Consider the following 21,862-nt stretch of genomic DNA (forward strand, 5'->3'; position numbering starts at 1 on the left):
GCGGTGTCAGGTCGATGGCGCCGAATGGCCCGTTGGATTGAGCCCCGCGAGCCGGCTGCGCACGCCCCGCAAGGCATGAATGGCGTGACGCCCGACGTAATTGCGCCAGCGACGTGCGGCCCAGATCGGTCCGATCTCGGTGGCGATGGCTCGGGAGTAGTGGCTCGCGCGGAGGCATTGCGTATCGGACGCGACCTTGACCGGATCGTCGTAGAAGCTCCCGAGCTTCTCGGCCTCCATTCCGGGCGTCTCGAGCCAGCGCGGCAGATGAACGGCACACAGGCGCTCGACATCGGTCAGCACCTTGCCGATCCCGGTTCCCGGAATGGGACAGGGCGACAGGAAGGCGTCTCCGATCAGGACCACGCCATCGCGGCGGTAATCCTGGGCCTGGACAAGATCCACCGGGCGCATCTCCACGGGTCCCCGGATCGTCAGATCCGGGCAATGGGGTAAGAGCCCCGGCAACTCCGCCCGCAGAATCGCCTCGGGCGAGGCCCGGAAGGACTTGATCCAAGGATCCGAGGGATCGCGATAGACGAACAGGTTGCCCCGCATCGTCGTCCCGATGGGAAACAGCGTGACGTAGGCGATCCGCGAACGGAAGGCATCGCCGTAGAGGGTCAGGGACGGGAACGGGAAGGCCGAAGGCGGCGCCGCGAGGTCGAACCCGAACGAAACGGAGTGCTTGGGGCCGACGACCTGCTTGCCGATTCCGAGCTTGCGACGCAGGGCGTCTCCCAGCCCCGTGGCCAGGACGATGAGGCGGCCTTCGAGACGCTGCCCATCGCCGAGGGTCACGCTCTGGCGTTCGGGACCGGTTTCGATGTCCTTCACGCGCCCCAGGGTCAGGGCGACGGAGGCGGGAAGCGCCTGCCGGATGGCGTTGACGAGGTTCGCGTAGTGAAGGCCATACTCGCGGATGGGCAAGTGCGAGACCAAACGCTGGAAGCGCGAAACCCAGACCTCGTTCACCATGGTGGTGGCGTTGCGCGCCGGCCAACCGAGGCCGAGACGGTCGAACTGATCCATCTGAACCTGCCCCAGCTTCTCGGCCCGGAAGTCGGGAGGATAGACGGCATGGATGTCGATGAGGGCGACGCGATGGCCCGCCGTCGCCAGCTTGTGAGCCGCGCTCGTTCCCGCGAGCCCAGCCCCGATGATGATGGCATCGTATGGATGGGACGTCATCTTTCCTCCGACGCGATGTCTACCTGCGACGCCCGATATGCCAGTGCCGAGATGGGACACCACAGCGACGGCGTCGACCCGTTGCGACAGAGATTGCAGAAGCCGTGCCGTCGCTTGACCAGGGACCTTCTCTCCGAAGGCACTCCATCGCGGGTGCTTCGCTTCACGTAGGGAGGTAAGACACGTCGGCGAATCGTCAACGGTGTCCAAATACCCTGCGATGGCCCGTCGCTTCGCGCGCGTTGACCGATCGAATTCTTCCGCGTCCGAAAAGAGTGTCGTGCGGACGCGCGAAGGCCCGGACGAGTTGCCGTCCGGGCCTTCGCGCTGTCCGAATTCCAGACTAAAAAGGGTGCCGTCCGCTCAGGATGGCACCCTTTCCAGAAAACAACTTCTTAATTGAAGGTGTCGATCTCGGCGGACTCGTAGCTGGTGACTTCCATGCCGACGCAGATTTCCTGGACGATGGGGGCAGACCACTTCATGACGTTTCTCCTAGACTAGATTTGAATGATGGAGACCGATGCCCCGAGGGGCGTCGAAACCTTAGTTAAAGGTGTCGATCTCGGCGGACTCGTAGCTGGTGACTTCCATGCCGACGCAGATTTCTTGAACGACGGGGGCGGACCACTTCATAGCGTTTCTCCTTCGTGTTCGACCCCCTGAATATGCGGATACCTTGGGCACAATACAAGTGGGCGCTACACTTATATTTCTCATAGGATCGCAGGGCGAGGGAGCGATGGCCGGGGTGAGACGGCAGGATACTGCTCCGCCGAGGAGCCAGGGGGATCGGTCCGTTTCGCCGGAATCGCCGGAAAGGCGGGACGGACGTCCGCAGCCTTCAATCTCTGGCTTGACGCCCGCGGGCCGGAGGCGCACCCACGCGCCGCCCGCCGAAGCGGGCGCTCCATCAAGCGAAAATGCCCAGCGACAGTTCCCGACGATTGGCCGCGCCCCGCGCGGTCGCATGCATGGCCGAACCGATGCCCTGAAGGGCTGGGCGCGGCCGGCTCGGCCGCCCGCGACCGCGCCTCGCGCGAGGTTGAACCCATGACCACGATCGCCCCCTTCCCAATCAATGTCGATCCCTCGGTCCTGGCGGCCCGGCTTTCGGACGAGCGTGCCCCCGACATCGTCGAGGCTCTGAACGAGGAGGCGCCCGAGGTCGCCGCCGCGATCCTGTTGGGGCTGCCGCACGATCGGGCCATCGAGGTGCTCGACCAACCCGAGCTCGACGGCGCCGCCGACATCATCGAGATGCTGCCGCGCGACCGTGTCGCCTCCTTCCTCTCGGGCATGTCGGCCGACCGCATCACCGACATCTTCCGCGAGATCGAGGAGCCCGGACGCTCGGACCTGCGTGCCCGCCTCGACGCCGAGACACGCGGCGCCGTCGATCGTCTCATCGCCTACGGCGAGGAGAGTGTCGGCTCGCTCATGACAACGGAGTTCGTCGCCGTGCCGAGCGACTGGACCGTGGGCCAGACCCTCGATCACGTCCGCCACGTCGAGAAGACTCGCGAGACCATCTACTCGATCTTCGTCCTCGATCCGCGCACTCGAGCCCTGACCAAGGCGGTGCCCCTGCGCCGCCTCATCTCGGGGAACCCGGCCGACAACGTGCTCTCCGTGGCGCCCGGGCGGCATCCCCTGGCCGTCTCGCCCACCGCGAGCCGCGAGGAGGCGGCGCGCCTCATCTCGAAATACGATCTCCTGGCGCTCCCCGTCATCGACGCCGTGGGGCACCTCATCGGCATCGTCACCGTCGACGACATGATCGACGCCATGGTCGAGAAGCAGACCCAGGACGTGCAGCGCTTCGGCGGCATGGAGGCCCTGCCCGAGCCCTACATGGATATCGGCTTCTTCACGATGATTCGGAAGCGGGCCGGCTGGCTCTGCGCCCTGTTCCTCGGCGAGATGATGACCGCCACCGCCATGCAGGGCTTCGAGGGCGAATTGGAAAAGGCCATCGTCCTCACCCTGTTCATTCCCCTCATCATGAGTTCCGGCGGCAACTCGGGGAGCCAGGCGACCTCGCTCCTTATCCGCGCCCTGGCGCTCCACGAGGTTCGCCTGCGCGACTGGTGGCGGGTGGCGTTCCGGGAGTTGCCGACCGGCCTCGTCCTCGGAGCGATCCTGGGGATCATCGGGGTGATCCGGATCATCGTCTGGCAGAAGACCGGCCTGTACGATTACGGTGTGCACTGGCCCCTGGTCGCCGCCACCGTGGGCATGGCCCTCGTGGGCATCGTCACGTTCGGCTCCCTCACGGGCTCGATGCTGCCCTTCCTGCTGCAGCGGCTCGGGTTCGATCCGGCCACGGCCTCGGCTCCGTTCGTCGCCACCCTGGTCGATGTGACCGGCCTGGTGATCTACTTTTCCGTCGCCATGCTGATCCTCAGGGGCACGCTTCTGTGACAAACGTGGCCGGATGAACTTCCGGTGACGCGGGGTCGCATTGCAAAAAAGTGCCGGACGGTGCTTGCCTGCCGCCGGGCTGACTTTCATTCGAAAGCCTCTAATGTCCTGCCCGGCCACGCCGCGTTCGCGTCGCGTGGGCGCGCCCGTACCCCCGGCTCGGAGACCGACACTTGGCGAACCACGCGGCACCCCCCTCGGCCAACCCGGTTGTGAATGCCGACGGCACCATCCCGGGCATGGACGGAACGCGGCGCGATTTCATGTTCCTCGCCACCGGTGCGGGCCTCGCCGTCGGGGCCGGTGCCCTGGCCTGGCCCTTCGTCGCCTCCATGGCGCCGGATGCGGAGACCATCGCGGCGGGCGCGCCCCTCGAAGTCGACCTGACGCCGATCCAGGAGGGCCAGATCGTCAACGTGTTCTGGCGCGGCAAGCTCATCTTCGTCCGTCACCGCACGGCGAAGGAGATCAAAGAGGCGGAGACCGTGCCCCTGAAGGATCTCATCGATCCCCAGGCCGACGCCGCCCGCGTCAAGGACGGTCATGCCCAGTGGCTCGTGGTCTACGGCAACTGCACCCACCTCGGCTGCGTGCCCATCGGGCACCAGGGCCAGTACGAGGGCTGGTCGTGCCCGTGCCACGGCTCCCTCTACGACACCTCGGGCCGCGTCCGTCGCGGTCCCGCCCCGACGAACCTGCCCGTTCCGCCCTACGGCTTCGAGACCGCCACGAAGATCCGGATCGGCGAAGAGGGCGGCAAGGCCGCGGCCTGACCCCGGACCCTCGCGACGGAATCCCATGAAACAGCCTTCGGAGCGGGTAGCCCCATGAGCGCACACGCCAATACGTATGTCCCCAAGAGCCGCGTGGCGAAGTGGTTCGAATCGCGCCTGCCGCTGGTCGGGCTCGTCCACTCGTCGTTCGTCGCCTTCCCGGTGCCGCGCAACCTCAACTATTTCTGGACCTTCGGCGCGATCCTCATCGCCATGCTGATGTCCCAGATCGTCACCGGCATCTGGCTGGCGATGCACTACGACCCCTCGGCCGCCAACGCGTTCAACTCCGTCGAGCACATCATGCGCGACGTGAATTACGGCTGGCTGCTGCGGTACATGCACGCCAACGGCGCGTCGATGTTCTTCGTCGCCGTCTACATCCACATGTTCCGCGCCCTGTATTACGGCTCGTACAAGGCCCCGCGCGAAATCCTCTACATCCTCGGCGTGATCATCTACCTCTTGATGATGGCCACAGCCTTCCTCGGCTACACCCTGCCGTGGGGCCAGATGAGCTTCTGGGGCGCCACCGTCATCACCAGCATCCTGGGCGCGATCCCCATCGTCGGCGAGACGATCCAGAGCCTGCTCTGGGGCGGCTATTCCGTTGGCAGCCCGACCCTCAATCGCTTCTTCTCCCTGCATTACCTCCTGCCGTTCATGATCCTCGGCGTCGTCGTGCTCCACGTCTGGGCGCTCCACGTCACCGGCCAGAACAACCCCGCCGGCATACCGATCAAATCGAGCAAGGACGCGGTGCCGTTCACGCCCTACGCCACCGTCAAGGACGTCTTCGCCACGGTCGTGTTCGGCATCTTCTTCGCCTACTGGATCTTCTACCAGCCGAACTACCTCGGCCACGCCGACAACTACGTCCCGGCCAACGCCGCCGTGACCCCGGCCCATATCGTGCCCGAATGGTACTTCCTGCCGTTCTACGCGATCCTGCGCGCCGTGCCGGACAAGCTCGGCGGCGTGATCCTGATGTTCAGCGCCGTGATCATCCTGGCCTTCGCGCCCTGGCTCGACACCTCGCGGGTGCGTTCGTCCAACTACCGCCCGATCTACCGTCAGTTCTTCTGGCTGTTCGTCGTCGTCACGGTCCTGCTCGGCTGGCTCGGTTCCAAGCCGCCGGAGGGGGGCTACGTCATCGCCGCGCGGCTGTGCACGGCCTACTACTTCCTCCACTTCCTCGTCGTGATGCCCCTCGTCGGCCTGTTCGAGACGCCCGACCGCGTGCCGGACTCGATCCTCGAGAGCGTCACCGGTCCGGGCAAGCAGGTCTCCGGGGCCGGCATCCCGGCCGGGGCCGCGGCCGCACCGCAGACCAAGGGTTGAGGGCAGGGGACTGTTGAGCACCATGAAAACCACCCGCCTCCTCGCCGCGTCCCTCCTCGCGGCTACCCTCAGCATCACGACGGCCTCGGCGGAGGCGGAGCATGGTGCTCCACAGCCGCCCCGCGAGAAGTGGAGCTTCGCCGGCATGTTCGGCCGCTTCGATCAGGCCCAGCTGCAACGCGGCTTCCAGGTCTATCGCGAGGTCTGTTCGAGCTGCCACGGCATGAGCCTCGTGCGCTTCCGCAACCTCTCGGAGCCCGGCGGCCCCGGATTCAGCGTCAACCAGGTCAAGGCTCTGGCCGCCGAGTACAAGGTCAAAGAACTCAACGATTCCGGCGAGGAGGTGGAGCGGCCCGCCCGGCCCGCCGACGCCTTCCCGTCACCGTTTCCCAACGACAAGGCCGCTGCCGCCGCCAATGGCGGCAAGGCGCCGCCGGACTTCTCGGTGCTGGCGAAAGCCCGAACCTTCGAGCGCGGCTTCCCGAAGTTCCTCACCGATGCCATGCCGCTCGTCGGCTACACCGAGCACGGCGTAGACTACATCCACGCGATCCTCACGGGTTACGAGGAGCCTCCGGCCGGCAAGGAAGTTCCGACGGGCACGTACTATAACAAGTACTATCCCGGGCACCTCATCGCCATGCCGAAGCCCCTGAGCGACGAGCAGGTGACCTACGCCAAGAACGACAAGGGCGCGCCGGTGGTGCCCGAGACGACCGACCAGTATGCCAAGGACGTCGCGGCGTTCATGGCCTGGACGGCGGAGCCGCACATGATGGAACGCAAGGCCCTCGGCCTGCGGGTGATCCTGTTCCTCATCGTGCTCTCTGGCCTGCTCTACTACGTCAAGAAGCGGATCTGGGCGAAGGTCGGTGGTGAGGTCCACGGCCTCCAGCCGGAACTGCACAAGACCTACTGATCCGGGTGGCGGGGCTCGACACGGGTCCCCGCCTCATGGAAACGACAGGCGCCGGCGTTCCCGAACGGGGGCGGCCGGCGTTTGGTTTAGAGGTGCGAGAATGACGCAAGCGGTGCTCGGCGTGATCGGCGGATCGGGGGTCTACGACCTCCCGGGCCTGGAGGACGTTCGCGAAGAAGCGGTGCAGTCGCCCTGGGGCGAGCCATCCGACGCCCTGCGCATCGGTCGGATCGGCGACACGAAAGTCGTGTTCCTCGCCCGCCACGGACGCGGCCACCGCCTGTCGCCCTCGGGCATCAATTACCGCGCCAACATCGACGTTCTGAAGCGGGCCGGGGTCACGGATCTCGTCTCGCTCTCTGCCTGCGGCTCGTTCCGGAGCGAACTGCATCCGGGCCTGTTCGTCCTCGTCGATCAGTTCGTCGACCGCACCCATGGCCGGGCCTCGTCGTTCTTCGGCAACGGCTGCGTCGCCCACGTCTCCCTGGCCCATCCCATCGGACCGGCCCTACAGGCACGCATCGCACAGGCGGCCGAAGCGGAAGAGATCGCGGTCCATCGCGGCGGCACCTACGTGTGCATGGAAGGCCCGCAATTCTCGTCGTTCGCCGAATCGACCACGTACAAGGCGCAAGGGTACGACGTCGTCGGCATGACCAACATGCCCGAAGCCAAGCTCGCCCGTGAGGCCGAGATCACCTACGCCACCATCGCCATGGTGACGGATTTCGATTGCTGGCACCCGACCCATGACGCCGTCGACGTCGCCGCCGTGGTGGCCGTCGCCCGCGCCAATGCGAGCAAGGCCGCGCGGTTGGTCGCCCGCCTCGCCCGCGACTTCCCGCGGGAGAGCGAAGCGTGCCCGGTGGGATCGAAGCATGCCCTCGACGGCGCCATCATGACGGCCGAAAGTCACCGCGACCCCGCGCTCCTCGCCAAGCTCGATGCCGTGGCCGGGCGCGTCCTCCAGGGCTGACCCATCCTGGCGGGCGGCCGCCATTCCGGTGAATCGCCGCGCGCCGCCCTTCACAGCCGGGCGGTGTTGGCCCTAGAAGACGCCTTGAATCCCGGCATTTCGGTTCGACACGAGTAGAAGTTAGGCATGCGCGCCGCCAGCATCGACCGCCGTACGGCGGAAACCGACGTCAAAGTGACGGTCAACCTCGACGGAACGGGTCGGGCCACCATTGCGACGGGCGTCGGCTTCCTCGACCATATGCTCGAACTCCTCGCGCGCCACGCCTTGTTCGACATCGAAGTCTCCGTGACCGGCGACCTGCACGTGGACCAGCATCACACCACGGAGGATGCCGGCATCGCCCTCGGACAGGCCTTCGCGAAGGCTCTGGCCGACAAGCGCGGCATCGGTCGCTATGCCGATATCCACCTGCCCATGGATGAGGCGCTGACGCGCGTCGCCGTCGATATCTCGGGCCGTCCCTTCCTCGTGTTCCGCACGGCCTTCCGGGTCGAGAAGATCGGACAGTTCGACACCGAACTCGTGCGCGAGTGGTTCCAGGCCTTCGCCATGAATGCCGGCATCACCCTGCATGTGGAAACCCTGTACGGCGACAACGCCCACCACATCGCCGAAAGCTGCTTCAAGGGATTGGCCCGCGCCTTGCGGCAAGCGGTGACCGTCGATCCGCGCGAGGGCGGCCGCGTTCCCTCAACCAAGGGTTCGCTCTGATCCGGCCCGTCCGACGAGAGGAGACGCCATGCGCACCTATACGCTGCACCTCGACCGGGACGCCCAGGCCGGGGAAGCGCACGGCCTCGAACGGGCGCAGCTCGTGCCGGACGGCCTGTCCTGGACGGCTTTCGCGTTCGGCCCCCTGTGGTTCCTGTATCACCGCCTCTGGCTCGCCGCCCTCGGTGTGGTCACGCTGCTGGCGGCCACGGCCGTCATCGGCCGCCTGGCCGGGCTGACCCCTTGGGCGGGCGCCGTCATCACGTTCTTGATGCTCCTGCTCATCGGCCTCGAAGCGTCGTCCCTGCGGCGCTGGACCTATGCCCGCCGCGGCCGTCCCGTGCGCGACGCCGTGCTGGCGGGAAGCCTGGAGGAAGCCGAGATGAAGGCTGCGACCCGTTGGTTCGACGGCGCAGCACCGCTCCGCCCCGTCCACGCCACCTATGGCAGCGGCCCTGCCGGTCCGAGCGAGCCGGCCATCGGCATGTTTCCCTTCAGCGAGGGTCGGCGGTGACCCAAGAGACTGTCGCGATCATCGATTACGGCTCGGGCAACCTCCATTCGGCGGTGAAGGCGTTCGAACGCGCCGCCCGCGAGGCCGGCCTCGACGGGACCCGGATCCTCCTGACCTCCGAGGCCGAGACGGTCGCGGCCGCCGATCGGGTCGTGCTGCCGGGGGTCGGCGCCTATGCCGATTGCCGGGCAGGCCTCGATGCCGTGTCGGGCATGGTCGAGGCCATGACGCACGCGGCGAAAACCCGGACACGGCCGTTCCTCGGCATCTGCGTTGGGATGCAGTTGCTCGCGAGCCGGGGCCTCGAATATGCGACGACGCCCGGCCTCGACTGGATTCCCGGCGACGTCGCCCCGATCCGCCCGTCCGATCCGGTGCTGAAGGTGCCGCATATGGGCTGGAACACCCTCGCGGCGAACCGAGAGCACGCCCTGCTCGCAGGTATCCCCACGGGCGAGACCGGCCTACACGCCTATTTCGTCCACAGCTTCGCGCTCCGTCCGACGCACGCGTCCGATGTCGTCGCTCATAGCGATTACGGCGGTCCCGTCACCGCCATGGTGGCGCGGGACAACATCGCCGGCACCCAATTCCACCCCGAGAAGAGCCAGCGCCTCGGCCTCGCCCTCCTCGCCAACTTCCTGCAATGGCGCCCCTGAGCGGGGCGCCTTTCGCCACGCATACCCGAAAGCGAACCGACGCGTGATCCTGTTCCCGGCCATCGATCTCAAGGAAGGGCGCTGCGTTCGCCTCGTGCAGGGCGACATGGCCCAGGCCATCGTCTTCAGCGACGATCCGGCCGCCCAGGCCGCCGTGTTCGAGGAGCAGGGCTTTTCCTGGCTGCACGTGGTCGACCTCGACGGCGCCTTCGCGGGCGCTCCCATGAACGCGGCGGCCGTCGATGCGATCCTGGCCCGGACCAAGCTCCCGGTGCAGCTCGGCGGCGGCATCCGCGAGATGAAGACCCTGGAGGCCTGGCTCGCCAAGGGCGTCAGCCGCGTCATCATCGGCACTGCCGCCGTGCGCGATCCGGCCTTCGTCCACGAAGCGGCGCGCCTCTATCCCGGCAAGATCGCGGTGGGCATCGACGCCAAGGACGGCCGCGTCGCCGTGGAGGGCTGGGCCACCACCTCGAGCATGACGGCCGAGGAGCTCGGACGCCGCTTCGAGGATGCCGGGGTGGCGGCGATCATCTACACCGACATCGCCCGCGACGGCATCCTCAAGGGGCTCAATATCGAGATGACCCTGGGCCTCGCCAAGGCCGTGACGATCCCGGTCATCGCCTCGGGGGGCCTCGCCTCCATCGACGACGTGCACCGCATCCTCGAGCCCGATTGCGCGCTCCTCGCCGGCGCCATCACGGGCCGGGCCCTCTACGACGGCCGCATCGACCCGCGCGAGGCCCTGGCCGCCATCGCGAAGGCCAAGGCCGGCAAGACGAAAGGCGGCGCGGCTGCTTGAGGGCGCCGCCGGAGAACTCCATTGCTCAAGACCCGCATCATCCCCTGCCTCGACGTCAAGGACGGTCGCGTGGTCAAGGGCGTCCAGTTCCTCGAATTGCGCGACGCCGGCGATCCCGTCGAGGCGGCCAAGGCCTATGACGCCGCCGGTGCCGACGAACTCTGCTTTCTCGACATCACGGCGAGCCACGAGGACCGGGGTACGCTCCTCGACGTGGTGAGCCGGACAGCGGAAGCCTGCTTCATGCCCCTCACCGTAGGCGGCGGCATCCGCACGGTGGCGGATATCCGCACGCTCCTCCTGGCCGGGGCCGACAAGGTCTCGATCAACACCGCCGCGGTCAACGATCCCGAGTTCGTCGCGCGGGGCGCGGAGAAATTCGGCAGCCAGTGCATCGTCGTAGCCATCGACGCCAAGCGGACCTCGGCGCCCGGCGAGGCGGAGGCGTGGCAGATCTTCACCCATGGCGGACGCAAGGCCACGGGCCTCGACGCCATCGCGTTCGCCCGCACGGTGACCGCTCTCGGAGCCGGCGAACTCCTCGTCACCTCCATGGACCGCGACGGTATGCGCTCGGGCTACGACCTCGCCCTGACGCGGGCCATCGCCGATGCCGTGAGCGTGCCGGTGATCGCGTCGGGCGGCGTCGGCGGCCTCGACGACCTCGTGGCCGGGGTACGGGACGGGCACGCGAGCGCCGTACTCGCCGCCTCGATCTTCCATTTCGGGCAGCACAGTGTGGCCGAGGCCAAGGCTCACATGGCGGCGGCGGGCCTCTCCATGCGGCGCGACCCCTGACGGAACCCGGTGCCTCGCCTTACCCCGGGGCTGAGTCGTCCTCCATGATCGCCAGTGCAACTTTCTTCATGGAGTGGCACGATAACTCCGGGATCCCGGGATTCGAGACCGTATGACCGCCTTCACCCTCGCCGATCTGGATGCCCTCGTGGCCGAGCGCGCCCAGGCCCCGGCCGACCAATCCTACACCGCGAAACTCCTGGCCGGCGGTCCGGCGAAGCCGGCGAAGAAGCTTGGCGAGGAAGCCGTGGAAGCCGCCATAGCAGCGGTGCAAGGCGACCGGGGCGGTCTCGTGAGCGAGGCGGCGGACGTGCTCTACCACCTCGTGGTTTTGCTTCGGGCCGGTGGCGTCGGCCTCGACGAGGTCATGGCGGAGCTCGAACGGCGCACGGCTCAGAGCGGCATCGCCGAGAAGGCCGCCCGGAGGCAGACGTGACGAAGACGGCCCTCGGCGTGACGCCGCATTCCGAGCGCGATCCCGCCGTGGGGCAGGACCCCGTCACCGGCCTCGGCCCCGAACGGCTCTCCCCCTACCGTCTGTTCACCCGCGAGGAATGGGCGCAGCTACGCGCCGACACCCCCTTGACCCTCACCGCGGACGATGTGACGCGCCTGCAATCCCTCAATGACCCGATCTCCGTGGAAGAGGTCGAGGCGATCTATTTGCCCCTATCGCGCCTGCTCTCCCTTTACGTCGCGGCGACACAGGGACTCTTCAAGGCGACCCAGCGCTTTCTCATGGCCGAGGGTGAGGCCAAGGTGCCGTACATCATCGGTGTGGCCGGCTCGGTGGCGGTGGGCAAGTCCACCACCGCGCGGGTGTTGACCGCCCTCATGGCGCGCTGGCCCAACACGCCGAAGGTCGATCTCGTCACCACGGACGGGTTCCTGCTGCCCAATGCCGAGCTCAAGGCCATGGACGCCATGGACCGAAAGGGCTTTCCGGAGAGCTACGACACAGCCGCCCTCCTGCGCTTCCTCACGGACATCAAGGCCGGCAAGAAGCGGGTCGCTGCTCCCCTCTACTCGCACCTCGTCTACGACGTCGTGCCGGGCGAGGAACGGGTGGTCGAATCCCCCGACATTCTCATCGTCGAGGGTCTGAACGTGCTCCAGCCCGCGCGCCTGCCCCGCGACGGCACGGCGATTCCGTTCGTCTCCGACTTCTTCGACTTCTCCATCTACCTCGACGGCCACGAGGACGATCTGCACCGCTGGTACGTCAACCGCTTCCTGCGCCTGCGCCAGACGGCGTTTCGCGATCCGCTTTCCTACTTCCGGCGCTACGCCGAGGTGACAGAAGCCGAAGCCCTCAAGATCGCCGACACCCTTTGGACGACGATCAACCTGCCCAACCTGCGCGACAACATCCTGCCGACGCGCCAGCGCGCGAGCCTCATTCTCGCCAAGGGCGCGAGCCATCGTATCGAGAGCGTCGCCTTGCGCCGGCTGTAAAGTCCACCGCCGAGCCTGCCGCAGATTGCTGCGGGTGAATCGGCTGGGGCGATTGGCCCCGTGAGGCACAACTGTTAGATCTCGCGCCGCGACCCGAGCGGTGGAGACGACGATTTCCGATCAAGCGTGGGCAACCGGCCTCGGCCTCGTTGCGGTCCTCGTCCTCGTGCTGGCCAACGGGTTCTTCGTGGCCGCCGAGTTCGCTCTCGTGTCCGTACGGCGCAGCCGGGTGGCAGAGCTCGTCACCGACCGGCGAACCAACGCCAAGGCCCTCCAGCGCGCCACCGACCAGCTCGACGCGCATCTGGCCGCGACCCAGCTCGGCATCACCATCTCGTCCCTGGCGCTCGGTTGGGTCGGTGAACCGGCGCTCGCCCACCTCATCGAACCGGCCGTGGCCTGGCTTCCGTCCACGGCGGGCTTCGTCGCCGCCCATACCATCGCGGTGGCGATCTCCTTCGTCATCATCACCGCCCTGCACATCGTGCTCGGTGAACTCGCCCCCAAAAGCCTCGCTCTCCAGCGTAGCGAGCAGACGGCGCTCACGGTGGTGCGGCCGCTCAGCCTGTTCCTCTTCGTGTTCCGGCCGGCGATCCTGTTCCTCAACGGCCTCGGCAACGGCGTCGTGCGCCTGTGCGGTCTCAAGGCCGGTCACGGCGAAGGCGCCCTGCATTCGACGGCGGAATTGAACCTTCTGATCCAGGCGAGCCAGGAAGCGGGCCTCATCCGCGAGGCGCAGCAGGAGGCCGTGGAGCGCATTTTCTCCATCGGCGAACGCAAGGTCCGCGACATCATCACTCCTCGGCACGAGGTCGCCTGGATCGATGCCGACGATGACCGCGCGGCCATCCTGAAGGCCGTGCGCGCATGTGACCATGCTCAGATCGTGGTCAGCCGCTCGCAGGTGGACGAAGTCGTCGGTGTGGTGCGCAAGCAGGACCTCCTCAATCAGGTCCTCGACGGCAACGCCATCGACGTCCTCGCCGCGACCCAGCAGCCCATCGTCGTGCACGAGAGCCTATCGATCCTGGCCGTGCTTGAGATCTTCCAGGCCCAGCCCGTGCGGATGGCCATCGTGGTCGACGAGTACGGGAGCCTGGAGGGCATCGTCACCCAGACCGATCTGCTCGAAGCCATCGCGGGCGACATTCCGGAGATCGGCGACGAACCGGCGGTGGTCGAGCGCGAGGACGGCTCGCTCCTCATCGACGGCATGATGCCGGCGGGGCAGGCCTTCGAACGCCTCGCCTTCACCGAGCATCCGGACACCGAGGATTTCGCGACGCTGGCTGGTTTCGTGATCTTCCAACTCGGACGGATTCCAGCGGCGGGCGACGCCTTCGAGACCCATGGCTGGCGCTTCGAGGTGGTGGATATGGACGGGCGCCGCGTCGACAAGGTGCTGGCGACGCCCCTGCGGGCATGACGGTCGGGCGCTGGCCGACACCCGCCGAAGGAGCGATCCCTTCGAATCAGCCGCCCAACGGGTAGACAGCCTCGACGAGGTAGGGACCGCCGCCCGTGGAGGCGCGGGCCGAGAACAGGGTGACGTGCGTCGCGGTGAACGGCCGGGGCGGGAAGAACCCAGCCTCCGCGAGGTAGTGCGCCACTTGAGGCGCGCGAACCTGCCGATTGAAGCGGGCGAGGGTGACGTGCGGTGTGAACCGGCGCGTATCGGGCTCCGCTCCGGCATCGCGGGAGATCCGTTCGTGCTCCGCCTGTAAGTCCGACAGGTCCAGATTGGCCGCGACCGTCGCCAGGAGCGAGCGTGGCTTGTCATTCCCGAACACCCCGAGGCCATCGAGGACCAGATCCAGGGGAGGGCGGATGCGTGCGGCGACGAGCCCCTCGTGCAAGGCTTCCGCCACGGTCTCGTCGACATCCCCGAGAAAACGCAGGGTGATGTGATAGTCGGACGGTTCGATCCAGCGGGCGCCCTCCAGGGCGCCCCGCGCCCGGGCGAGGTGCTCGGCGACTTCGGACGGCAGGGCGATCCCGGTGAACAAGCGCGGCATCAGCGGCTCACGGCCTGGAGACGGTCGAGGAAAGTCTCGACGCTCGGCAGGATGCCCGCCACGATGGTCTCGACGCCCTTCACGTTGGGATGGAGCCGGTCATCGAGGTTGTAGGCCTTGTCGCCCGCGATCCCGTCGAGGAAGAACGGGTACAGGATGAGGCCATGCTCCTTCGCGAGATCCGGATAGATCGCGTCGAACCGGGCGACGTAATCCGGGCCGAGATTCGGCGCCGCCTTCATACCGGCGAGCATCACCGGGATGTGACGCGCCTTGAGGCGGGTGATGATGGTGTCGAGGGCCTTGCGGGTCACGGCCGGATCGGTGCCGCGCAGCATGTCGTTGGCGCCGAGTTCGAGGATCACCCCATCGGTCCCGTCCGGCACCGACCAGTCGAGGCGGTCGAGGCCGCCCGTGCTGGTGTCGCCCGAGACACCCGCATTGGCGATGGTGACCGCTCGGCCCTTGTCGCGCAGCGCCCGTTCGAGCACCGCCGGGAAGGCGGCGGAAGCCGGCAGCCGGTAGCCGGCCGTGAGGCTGTCGCCGAACGCCACCAGCGAGACGGGTCGTTCGCCCGACGCCGTCCGGGCAGGAGAGGCGGCGAGACCGAGTGCGGCAAACAGCGCCATCAGGCCGACCATGACAAAGCGGCCGTGGCGCCGTGCGGCGCGGCGGGCCATATCGGCACCATGTGATTTCCAACACCGACGCATTCCGGCAAAACCCCGCCCCTGACTTCAGCGATACCCCGTCTCCACACAGATCGGTTTCCCAACGATGTCCGGCAAGGCCGACCCCGCTCATGCTCCCCCCGCCATCTCCCTCGCCGGGGTCGATCTCAGCCTCGGGCGCGGCGCGGCTCGCGTTCACGTCCTGCGGGGCATCTCCCTTGACGTGGCTGCGGGCGAGGCGGTCGGACTCGTCGGCCCCTCGGGATCGGGCAAGTCGACCTTATTGATGGTCATGGCCGGTCTGGAGCGGCCGGATGCGGGCGCGATCACCGTGGAGGGCACCGATCTCGGCCGCCTCGACGAGGATGCCCTGGCCCGGTTTCGTGGCCGGCGGATCGGGATCGTGTTCCAGGCCTTCCACCTCGTGCCGACCATGACGGCCCTGGAGAACGTGGCCCTGCCCCTCGAACTCGCCGACAAGCCCGACGCGCATGCGCGGGCGAAGGCGGAACTCGAAGCCGTCGGCCTCGGCCACCGCCTGCATCACTATCCGGCTCAGCTGTCGGGCGGTGAACAGCAGCGCGTCGCCATCGCGCGGGCCATCGCGCCCGATCCGGCGATCCTCGTCGCCGACGAACCCACGGGCAACCTGGACGAGGCCACGGGGCGGCAGATCGTGGATCTGCTCTTCGCCCTTAAGCGCGACCGGGGGGCCACCCTCGTCCTCGTCACCCACGATCCCGGCCTCGCCCGGCTCTGCGACCGGACCGTGAGCCTGCGCTCCGGCCGGGTCGAAGCGGCCCTGGCGGCCTGACCATGCACGGACCCGCTCCCGCCCTCAGGCCCCGCCCGCGTCGCCTTGGGGTGCCCCTGACCTTTCGCCTCGCCCTGCGCGAGCTGCGCGGCGGCCTCGCGGGCTTTGCCGTGTTCCTCGCCTGCATCGCCCTAGGAGTCGCGGCCATCGCGGGCGTCGCCTCCATCGCCCGGTCGCTGACGGACGGCCTCGGCCGCGAGGGCGCCCGCATCCTCGGCGGCGACCTCACCTACAGCCTCATCAATCGCGAGGCGACGCCGGACGAGCGGGCCGTGCTCGAAGCCCAGGGGCGCGTCACCGTGGTGACGACCCTGCGGGCCATGGCGCTCGCCGGCGGCGACAAGGGCGCGGCCCTCGTCGAACTCAAGGCCGTGGGGGAAGGCTACCCGGCAACGGGCGACCTCGTCACCGAACCGGTCGGGCCCTTGGCGAGCCTGCTCGCGGAATCGGACGGGGCCTATGGCGCCGTGGTCGATCCCGTGCTGCTCACCCGCCTCGACCTCAAGCTCGGGGACCGCATCACCGTGGCGGGCACACCCATCGTGGTCCGCGCGACCTTGATTTCGGAGCCGGACCGCATCGCCGCCGGTATCGGCTTCGGCCCACGGGTCATCGTCTCCCGCGCCGCCCTCGACGCCACTGGCCTCGTTCAGCCGGGCAGCCTCAACCGCTGGAGCTACCGTCTACAATTGCCCGACGCGAGCGACGCCGAGATCGAGCGCCGCGCCGCCGCCATCGCGGCCGCCTCGCCCGACGCTGGTTGGGAGATGCGCGCTCGCTCCAATGCCGATCCGCGCTTTGCAAAAAGCATCGAGCGCTTCACCCAGTTTCTCACCCTCGTGGGCCTCACCGCCCTCATCGTCGGCGGCGTCGGCGTCGGCAACGCGGTGGCGGCCTTCGTCGAACGCAAGCGCGGCTCCATTGCCACCCTCAAGAGCGTCGGCGCCCCCGGCGGACAGGTGGTCGCCCTCTATCTCACCCAGGTGATGCTCATCGCCGGACTCGCGACCACCATCGGCCTCGCCCTCGGCGCGGGCCTGCCCTTCGCCGTCGACGCCCTGTTCCACGATGCCCTGCCGCTGCCCCTCAATCCGACCATCGCCCCCGGCGAACTGGCGCTCGCCGCCGCCTATGGCCTGCTGACGGCCCTGGCCTTCGCGATCCTGCCCCTGGGACGCGCCCACGACATTCCCGTCTCGGGCCTGTTCCGCGATGTGGTCGATCCGGGCTCCGTGAAGACGCGCCTGCGCTACCGGTTCATTCTGGCGGCGGCCCTCGCCGGGCTGGTGGGGCTCGCCGTCGCCACGGCCTTCGACCGGCGCCTCGCCCTCATCTTCATCGCCGCCGCCGCGATCGCCTTCGGCCTGCTGCGCCTCGTCGCCCTTGGCCTCATGGCGCTCGCCCGCCGCCTGCCGCGCCCGCGCTCGGCAGCCCCCCGGCTGGCGCTGGCCAACCTTCACCGGCCCGGCGCGCTCACCCCCGCCATCGTGCTGTCCCTGGGGCTCGGCGTGACCCTCCTCGTGGCGCTCAGCCTCATCGACGCCAACGTGCGCAACACCCTCAGCCGGTCCCTGCCGGCCCGGGCGCCGAACCTGTTCTTCCTCGACATCCCGGCTGCAGAGGCCGACGGCTTCCACGCTTTCCTCGGCACGGAGGCACCCGGCGCCAAGATCGAGCGCGTGCCGATGATGCGCGGGCGCATCACCGCCCTCGACGGCGTACCCGTCGCGGCGATCAAGCCCCCGGAGGACGCCGCCTGGGTCCTCGATGGCGATCGGGGCATCACCTACGCGGAGGATGTCCCCGAAGGATCCCGGATCGTCGCCGGCTCGTGGTGGAACGCCGAACAGGCGCGCACGCCCCTCGTCTCGTTCGACGCCGAACTGGCCCGCAGCCTGAACCTATCGGTGGGCAGCACCGTGACGGTGAACGTCCTCGGGCGGACGCTGGAGGCGAAAATCGCCAACCTGCGCAAGGTCGAGTGGCGGTCGCTGGGCATCAATTTCGTGATGGTGTTCTCCCCCGGCACCTTCCGGGGGGCGCCGCACTCCGACCTCGCGACCTTGACCCTCCCGAACGGCCCCGATGCCAAGGCTGAGGCCGTAATCCTGCGCGACGTCGCCCGTGCCTATCCGTCCGTCACCAGCATCCGGGTCAAGGAGGCCCTGGAGGCCGTCAACGAAGTGGTGGGAAAGCTCGTCCTGGCGATCCGGGGGGCCAGCGGCATCGCCGTGGTGGCGAGCCTGTTCGTCCTCGCCGGCGCCCTGGCGGCGGGCCACCGCGCCCGCCTCTATGACGCCGTGGTGCTGAAGGTGCTCGGCGCGACGCGGCGACGGCTTCTGACCGCCTATACCCTGGAATACGGCGCCCTGGGCCTAGCCACGGCGATCTTCGGCGTGCTGGCCGGCACCCTGGCCGGCTGGGTCATCGTCACCCGGGTGATGAAGCTCGAATTCACGCCCGATGTTTCCGGCGCCCTGCTGGTCGCGGCCTCGGCGGTGGTGTTCGCCATCGGTCTGGGCCTCGCGGGCACTTGGCGCATCCTCGGTCGCAAGCCGGCTTCCTACCTGCGACAGCTCTGATTAAAGATGCAAAGCCTGTTTTAATCCCGGATTAAACCAATAAAATCAGGCCCCGATCCCTGGAGATTCACCATCCGAAGCTCAGCCGGCCCCTTGTGCGGCCGGGGGCGACGGAACATATTTATGACTGAGGCATCCCAGGATGCCAGAGGTCCTGTGCGTGAGCCTCGGTTCGTCAAATCACACGCTGAGAGAGTTTCCAAAGGAATCTCCCATGGCATTCGACAACAGCCCCTTCCGGGTCGGCGCCCAGCCGACGGGATACGCCGGCAGCCAGGTCGACATCGACCAGGGCCTGCGCGCCTTCATGCTCGGCGTCTACAACAACATGGTCATTGGCCTCGGGATCTCGGGTCTCGTGGCCCTCGGCCTCAACATGGCCGCCGTTGCCCAGACGGCGACCGGCCGCATGGCGCTGACGCCGTTCGGCCAGCTCCTCTACACCAGCCCGCTCAAGTGGGTGATCATGCTGGCGCCGCTGGCCTTCATCTTCATCTTCTCCATGCGGATGGATCGCATGTCGGCGGCCTCGGCCCGCATGACCTTCTTCGCCTTCGCGGCGGTGATGGGCGCGTCCATGTCCTCGCTGCTCCTCGTGTTCACGGGTGCCAGCGTCGTGCGGGTGTTCTTCATCACGGCGGCGACCTTCGGCGGCCTCAGCCTCTACGGCTACACAACCAAGCGCAGCCTGTCGGGAATGGGCTCGTTCCTGATGATGGGCCTCATCGGCCTCATCATCGCCTCGCTGGTGAACATCTTCATGGCCTCGTCGGCCCTGCAGTTCGCCATCTCGGTCATCGGCGTGCTCATCTTCGCGGGCCTCACCGCCTACGACACGCAGAAGCTGAAGGAAATGTATCTCTACAGCGGCGCCGATGCCGAGGGTGCGGCCAAGATGTCGGTGAACGGCGCCCTGACGCTCTATCTGGACTTCATCAACATGTTCCAGATGCTGCTCTCGCTCCTGGGTGACCGCCGCTAAGGCGCCCCGCAGTCACAGAATGAGAAAGGCCCCGGCGGGTGACCGCCGGGGCCTTTCTCATTTTAAGTCACCCGATCAGACACTGCGCAGGGGTGGCTCGAGGACGCCGAGCACGCGGGCGAGATCCTGTCCGCGCTTCATCACGAGGCCGGAGGCTGCCACGACAGCGTAGGCACCCTGGCGGCGAGCAAGCTTGGGGTCCTTCTCCACGCGATAGAGCGGCATCTCGGAGGTGCGCCGGTAGATCGAGAACACCGCCTTGTCGCGCCGGAAGTCGAGGGCGTAGTCGCGCCACTCTCCCGCCGCCACCATGCGTCCGTAGAGGTTGAACAGGACACGCAACTCAGCCCGGTCGAAGGCGATCTGCGGAGTGACGGGCGCCGAGGGGAAGGGAATGATCCGGGCCACCGGATCGGACAGACTTGGGTCGACGCTGGTCCGCTCGCTCATCGTCACTCCTGATCGCAGTGTCATGAAGCTGTGATGATGGTCCCGCACTCCAGGCCCCGCAAGGGCGGCGGGCGGATCGGACACCGGCGGGCCGCGCCTGCGTGTACGACATCCACGACTTGCGCCCCGGAGGGTGCCGCTTCGTGCGGTGGCACACCACCACGATTTCGCCCCGATAAAGCCGTGCCGCCGCCGCGATGACACGGCATACGTGTTGCCGAACCTCGTCGGTCTCGTCGGCCGGCTTTCTGCCCGAACCTCACGCTCCCCAGCGCTCGGGCAGGGACCGGCCCCCACGAACCGACACTCCAGAGGTTTCGAGACCCAAGGACTTCAGGGCCGCCTCTTTTCAGAGTGCGGCCTTTTTTTCGGGCCTCTCCCGGCGCCAGGGTCTATGAGGGTCGTGGCGCTTCGCGTGGGACGATGGGTTCCACCTTCGGGACGATCAGTCTTGGTCCAGTTCGACACCGGCTTCCGTCAGACCCTCGCGGACCTGTTCGCGTGGCGCCGTGACGTGCGCCGCTTCCGGGCCGATCCCGTCGACGACGCGCTCCTGCGCCATTGCCTCGACCTCGCCTGTCTGAGCCCCTCGGTGGGCAACAGCCAGCCCTGGCGCTTCGTTCGGGTGGGGGATGCCGCCCGGCGCGCGGCGGTGGTACGGAGTTTTGAGCGCTGCAACGCCGCCGCCGCCGCTGGCTACGCCGCAGAGCGACGGGAAGCCTACCTCCGCCTCAAGCTCTCGGGCCTGCGGGATGCACCGGTCCACCTCGCGGTGTTCTGCGACGAGGGCGCGGAGACGGGATACGGCCTCGGCCGCGTCACCATGCCGGAAATGCTGCGCTACTCCGTGGTCGGCGCCGTGCAGACCTTCTGGCTCGCGGCCCGCGCGCATGGGCTCGGAGTCGGCTGGGTGTCGATCATCGAGCCGGAAACCGTCAGCACGGCCCTCGACGTGCCCCGCACCTGGCACCTCGTCGCCTATCTATGCGTCGGCTTCCCCCTGGAGGAACACGCCGACCCCGAACTCGTCCGCCACGGTTGGCAGGACCGGATCGCCGCCGCGGCGGACCTCGTCGAGCGTTGAGGCGCCATCAAGGTTACGCGGCCACGAAGACGCAGGCTCGCAATCGAAGACGCGGGGAAAGCTCGATCTTTACCCTCCCGGTAAGTTCGACGTGGTTTTCCCCAAGGACCGATACGACTTAATCGGAACGGCAACCTTGGCCGTGAATTGTCGTCGTCAGGATCGTGATGCTTGACGGAGACGGGACGATGATGGGTGTGAGGGAATGCGCCGTCGCTGCGGCGGCTTGCTGGCTCGCGACGGCGCCCGTCGCCGCCCGCGAGGTAGTGGCGTTTCAGGAGGATGTCGGCCCCGGCACCGTGGTGGTGCACACGGCGGCGCGACAGCTCTATTTTGTGAATGGTGACGGCACGGCCATCCGTTACCCCGTGGCGGTGGGCAAGCCCGGCAAGCAATGGACCGGCGCCCGCGAGATCGATGGCAAATACGTTCAACCGGCCTGGTCACCGCCGCGCGAGGTGAAGCGCGACAATCCGCGCCTGCCCAACATCATCGCGGGCGGCGCGCCCAACAATCCCATGGGCTCGGCGGCCCTCACCCTTTCGGGGGGCGAGTACGCCATCCACGGCACTAACCGTCCGAGCTCCATCGGCTCCTACGCCTCGTATGGCTGCATCCGCATGTACAATCAGGATGTGGTCGATCTCTACAGCCGGGTCTCCGTCGGCACACCGGTCTACGTGGTTCGCTGATCG

General features: G+C 67.7%; 24 protein-coding genes. 18 read left to right on the top strand and 6 right to left on the bottom strand.

The genetic code is table 11. The features are described from left to right. Positions 1–6: 6 nt before the first annotated feature. From BM249_RS06275 to pqqA (BM249_RS06285), 3 genes are all read right to left on the bottom strand, one after another. Complete coding sequence (locus tag BM249_RS06275; RefSeq protein ID WP_091970030.1) at positions 7–1,191, bottom strand: FAD-dependent oxidoreductase; 1,185 nt, start codon at positions 1,189–1,191, stop codon at positions 7–9. Positions 1,192–1,586: 395 nt separating this feature from the next. Continuing rightward, positions 1,587–1,676 (bottom strand): pyrroloquinoline quinone precursor peptide PqqA, encoded by a 90-nt coding sequence (gene pqqA / locus BM249_RS06280; RefSeq protein ID WP_056092902.1) that lies wholly within the window; start codon positions 1,674–1,676, stop codon positions 1,587–1,589. A 61-nt stretch (positions 1,677–1,737) separates the two neighbouring features. Then, positions 1,738–1,827, bottom strand: a complete 90-nt coding sequence (gene pqqA, locus BM249_RS06285) for a pyrroloquinoline quinone precursor peptide PqqA (RefSeq protein ID WP_091970034.1) — start codon at positions 1,825–1,827, stop codon at positions 1,738–1,740. Positions 1,828–2,244: 417 nt separating this feature from the next. On the opposite strand from pqqA (BM249_RS06285), the gene mgtE reads away from it, so the two are divergent. The 13 genes from mgtE (at position 2,245) to BM249_RS06350 (ending at position 13,995) form a co-directional block, all read left to right on the top strand. Beyond that, positions 2,245–3,615, top strand: coding sequence for a magnesium transporter (gene mgtE / locus BM249_RS06290; protein ID WP_091970036.1), 1,371 nt, complete (start codon positions 2,245–2,247; stop codon positions 3,613–3,615). A gap of 239 nt (positions 3,616–3,854) precedes the next feature. Then, positions 3,855–4,388 carry a ubiquinol-cytochrome c reductase iron-sulfur subunit gene (gene petA / locus BM249_RS06295; RefSeq protein WP_091970129.1) on the top strand — a complete coding sequence of 178 codons (534 nt, stop codon included), beginning with the start codon at positions 3,855–3,857 and terminating at the stop codon, positions 4,386–4,388. A gap of 54 nt (positions 4,389–4,442) precedes the next feature. Continuing rightward, positions 4,443–5,729: a cytochrome b gene (locus tag BM249_RS06300; protein ID WP_091970039.1), complete on the top strand. Its 1,287-nt coding sequence runs from the start codon at positions 4,443–4,445 to the stop codon at positions 5,727–5,729. A gap of 22 nt (positions 5,730–5,751) precedes the next feature. After that, positions 5,752–6,648: a cytochrome c1 gene (locus BM249_RS06305; RefSeq protein WP_091970041.1), complete on the top strand. Its 897-nt coding sequence runs from the start codon at positions 5,752–5,754 to the stop codon at positions 6,646–6,648. A 100-nt stretch (positions 6,649–6,748) separates the two neighbouring features. Then, a complete protein-coding gene (locus tag BM249_RS06310; protein WP_091970043.1) occupies positions 6,749–7,624 on the top strand; it encodes an S-methyl-5'-thioadenosine phosphorylase in 876 nt (291 codons plus the stop codon). Between the two features lie 126 nt (positions 7,625–7,750). Next, the gene (gene hisB, locus BM249_RS06315) at positions 7,751–8,338 is read left to right on the top strand and encodes an imidazoleglycerol-phosphate dehydratase HisB (RefSeq protein WP_091970045.1); all 588 of its coding nucleotides are present in this window, start codon (positions 7,751–7,753) and stop codon (positions 8,336–8,338) included. Between the two features lie 28 nt (positions 8,339–8,366). Then, positions 8,367–8,852 (top strand): DUF2628 domain-containing protein, encoded by a 486-nt coding sequence (locus BM249_RS06320; protein WP_091970047.1) that lies wholly within the window; start codon positions 8,367–8,369, stop codon positions 8,850–8,852. Next, positions 8,849–9,511: an imidazole glycerol phosphate synthase subunit HisH gene (gene hisH, locus BM249_RS06325; protein WP_091970048.1), complete on the top strand. Its 663-nt coding sequence runs from the start codon at positions 8,849–8,851 to the stop codon at positions 9,509–9,511. The genes BM249_RS06320 and hisH overlap by 4 nt, the downstream gene beginning before the upstream one ends. A gap of 43 nt (positions 9,512–9,554) precedes the next feature. Continuing rightward, entirely contained in the window at positions 9,555–10,316 is a 762-nt protein-coding gene (gene hisA, locus BM249_RS06330; RefSeq protein WP_091970050.1) for a 1-(5-phosphoribosyl)-5-[(5-phosphoribosylamino)methylideneamino]imidazole-4-carboxamide isomerase, read from the top strand. 21 nt (positions 10,317–10,337) lie between these two features. Then, positions 10,338–11,114: an imidazole glycerol phosphate synthase subunit HisF gene (gene hisF / locus BM249_RS06335; protein WP_091970051.1), complete on the top strand. Its 777-nt coding sequence runs from the start codon at positions 10,338–10,340 to the stop codon at positions 11,112–11,114. Between the two features lie 112 nt (positions 11,115–11,226). Then, positions 11,227–11,550 carry a phosphoribosyl-ATP diphosphatase gene (locus BM249_RS06340; protein WP_091970053.1) on the top strand — a complete coding sequence of 108 codons (324 nt, stop codon included), beginning with the start codon at positions 11,227–11,229 and terminating at the stop codon, positions 11,548–11,550. Between the two features lie 47 nt (positions 11,551–11,597). Next, on the top strand, positions 11,598–12,569 hold the full coding sequence (coaA, locus tag BM249_RS06345) for a type I pantothenate kinase (protein WP_091970131.1): 972 nt from the start codon (positions 11,598–11,600) through the stop codon (positions 12,567–12,569). 112 nt (positions 12,570–12,681) lie between these two features. After that, positions 12,682–13,995, top strand: coding sequence for a hemolysin family protein (locus tag BM249_RS06350; protein WP_091970133.1), 1,314 nt, complete (start codon positions 12,682–12,684; stop codon positions 13,993–13,995). 46 nt (positions 13,996–14,041) lie between these two features. Here BM249_RS06350 and thpR read toward each other — a convergent pair whose 3' ends face one another. After that, positions 14,042–14,584, bottom strand: a complete 543-nt coding sequence (gene thpR, locus BM249_RS06355) for an RNA 2',3'-cyclic phosphodiesterase (protein WP_091970055.1) — start codon at positions 14,582–14,584, stop codon at positions 14,042–14,044. Then, a complete protein-coding gene (locus tag BM249_RS06360; protein ID WP_244528620.1) occupies positions 14,584–15,213 on the bottom strand; it encodes an arylesterase in 630 nt (209 codons plus the stop codon). The genes thpR and BM249_RS06360 overlap by 1 nt, the downstream gene beginning before the upstream one ends. A gap of 148 nt (positions 15,214–15,361) precedes the next feature. Here BM249_RS06360 and BM249_RS06365 point away from each other — a divergent pair, with 148 nt between their 5' ends. The 3 genes from BM249_RS06365 to BM249_RS06375 all read left to right on the top strand — a co-directional run bounded on the left by BM249_RS06365 (position 15,362) and on the right by BM249_RS06375 (position 19,633). After that, positions 15,362–16,069, top strand: coding sequence for an ABC transporter ATP-binding protein (locus tag BM249_RS06365; protein WP_091970057.1), 708 nt, complete (start codon positions 15,362–15,364; stop codon positions 16,067–16,069). A gap of 2 nt (positions 16,070–16,071) precedes the next feature. Next, on the top strand, positions 16,072–18,651 hold the full coding sequence (locus BM249_RS06370) for an ABC transporter permease (RefSeq protein ID WP_091970058.1): 2,580 nt from the start codon (positions 16,072–16,074) through the stop codon (positions 18,649–18,651). Between the two features lie 214 nt (positions 18,652–18,865). Further along, positions 18,866–19,633, top strand: coding sequence for a Bax inhibitor-1/YccA family protein (locus BM249_RS06375; RefSeq protein WP_091970060.1), 768 nt, complete (start codon positions 18,866–18,868; stop codon positions 19,631–19,633). Between the two features lie 75 nt (positions 19,634–19,708). On the opposite strand, the gene BM249_RS06380 is transcribed toward BM249_RS06375, so the two are convergent. After that, positions 19,709–20,083, bottom strand: coding sequence for a DUF2794 domain-containing protein (locus BM249_RS06380; protein WP_091970062.1), 375 nt, complete (start codon positions 20,081–20,083; stop codon positions 19,709–19,711). Between the two features lie 394 nt (positions 20,084–20,477). Here BM249_RS06380 and bluB point away from each other — a divergent pair, with 394 nt between their 5' ends. Both bluB and BM249_RS06390 read left to right on the top strand, forming a co-directional pair. Next, a complete protein-coding gene (gene bluB, locus BM249_RS06385; RefSeq protein ID WP_091970064.1) occupies positions 20,478–21,167 on the top strand; it encodes a 5,6-dimethylbenzimidazole synthase in 690 nt (229 codons plus the stop codon). Between the two features lie 191 nt (positions 21,168–21,358). Then, positions 21,359–21,859, top strand: coding sequence for a L,D-transpeptidase (locus tag BM249_RS06390; RefSeq protein ID WP_244528621.1), 501 nt, complete (start codon positions 21,359–21,361; stop codon positions 21,857–21,859). Positions 21,860–21,862 lie beyond the last annotated feature (3 nt).

The organism is Methylobacterium gossipiicola (genome assembly GCF_900113485.1).
Lineage (GTDB): Bacteria > Pseudomonadota > Alphaproteobacteria > Rhizobiales > Beijerinckiaceae > Methylobacterium > Methylobacterium gossipiicola.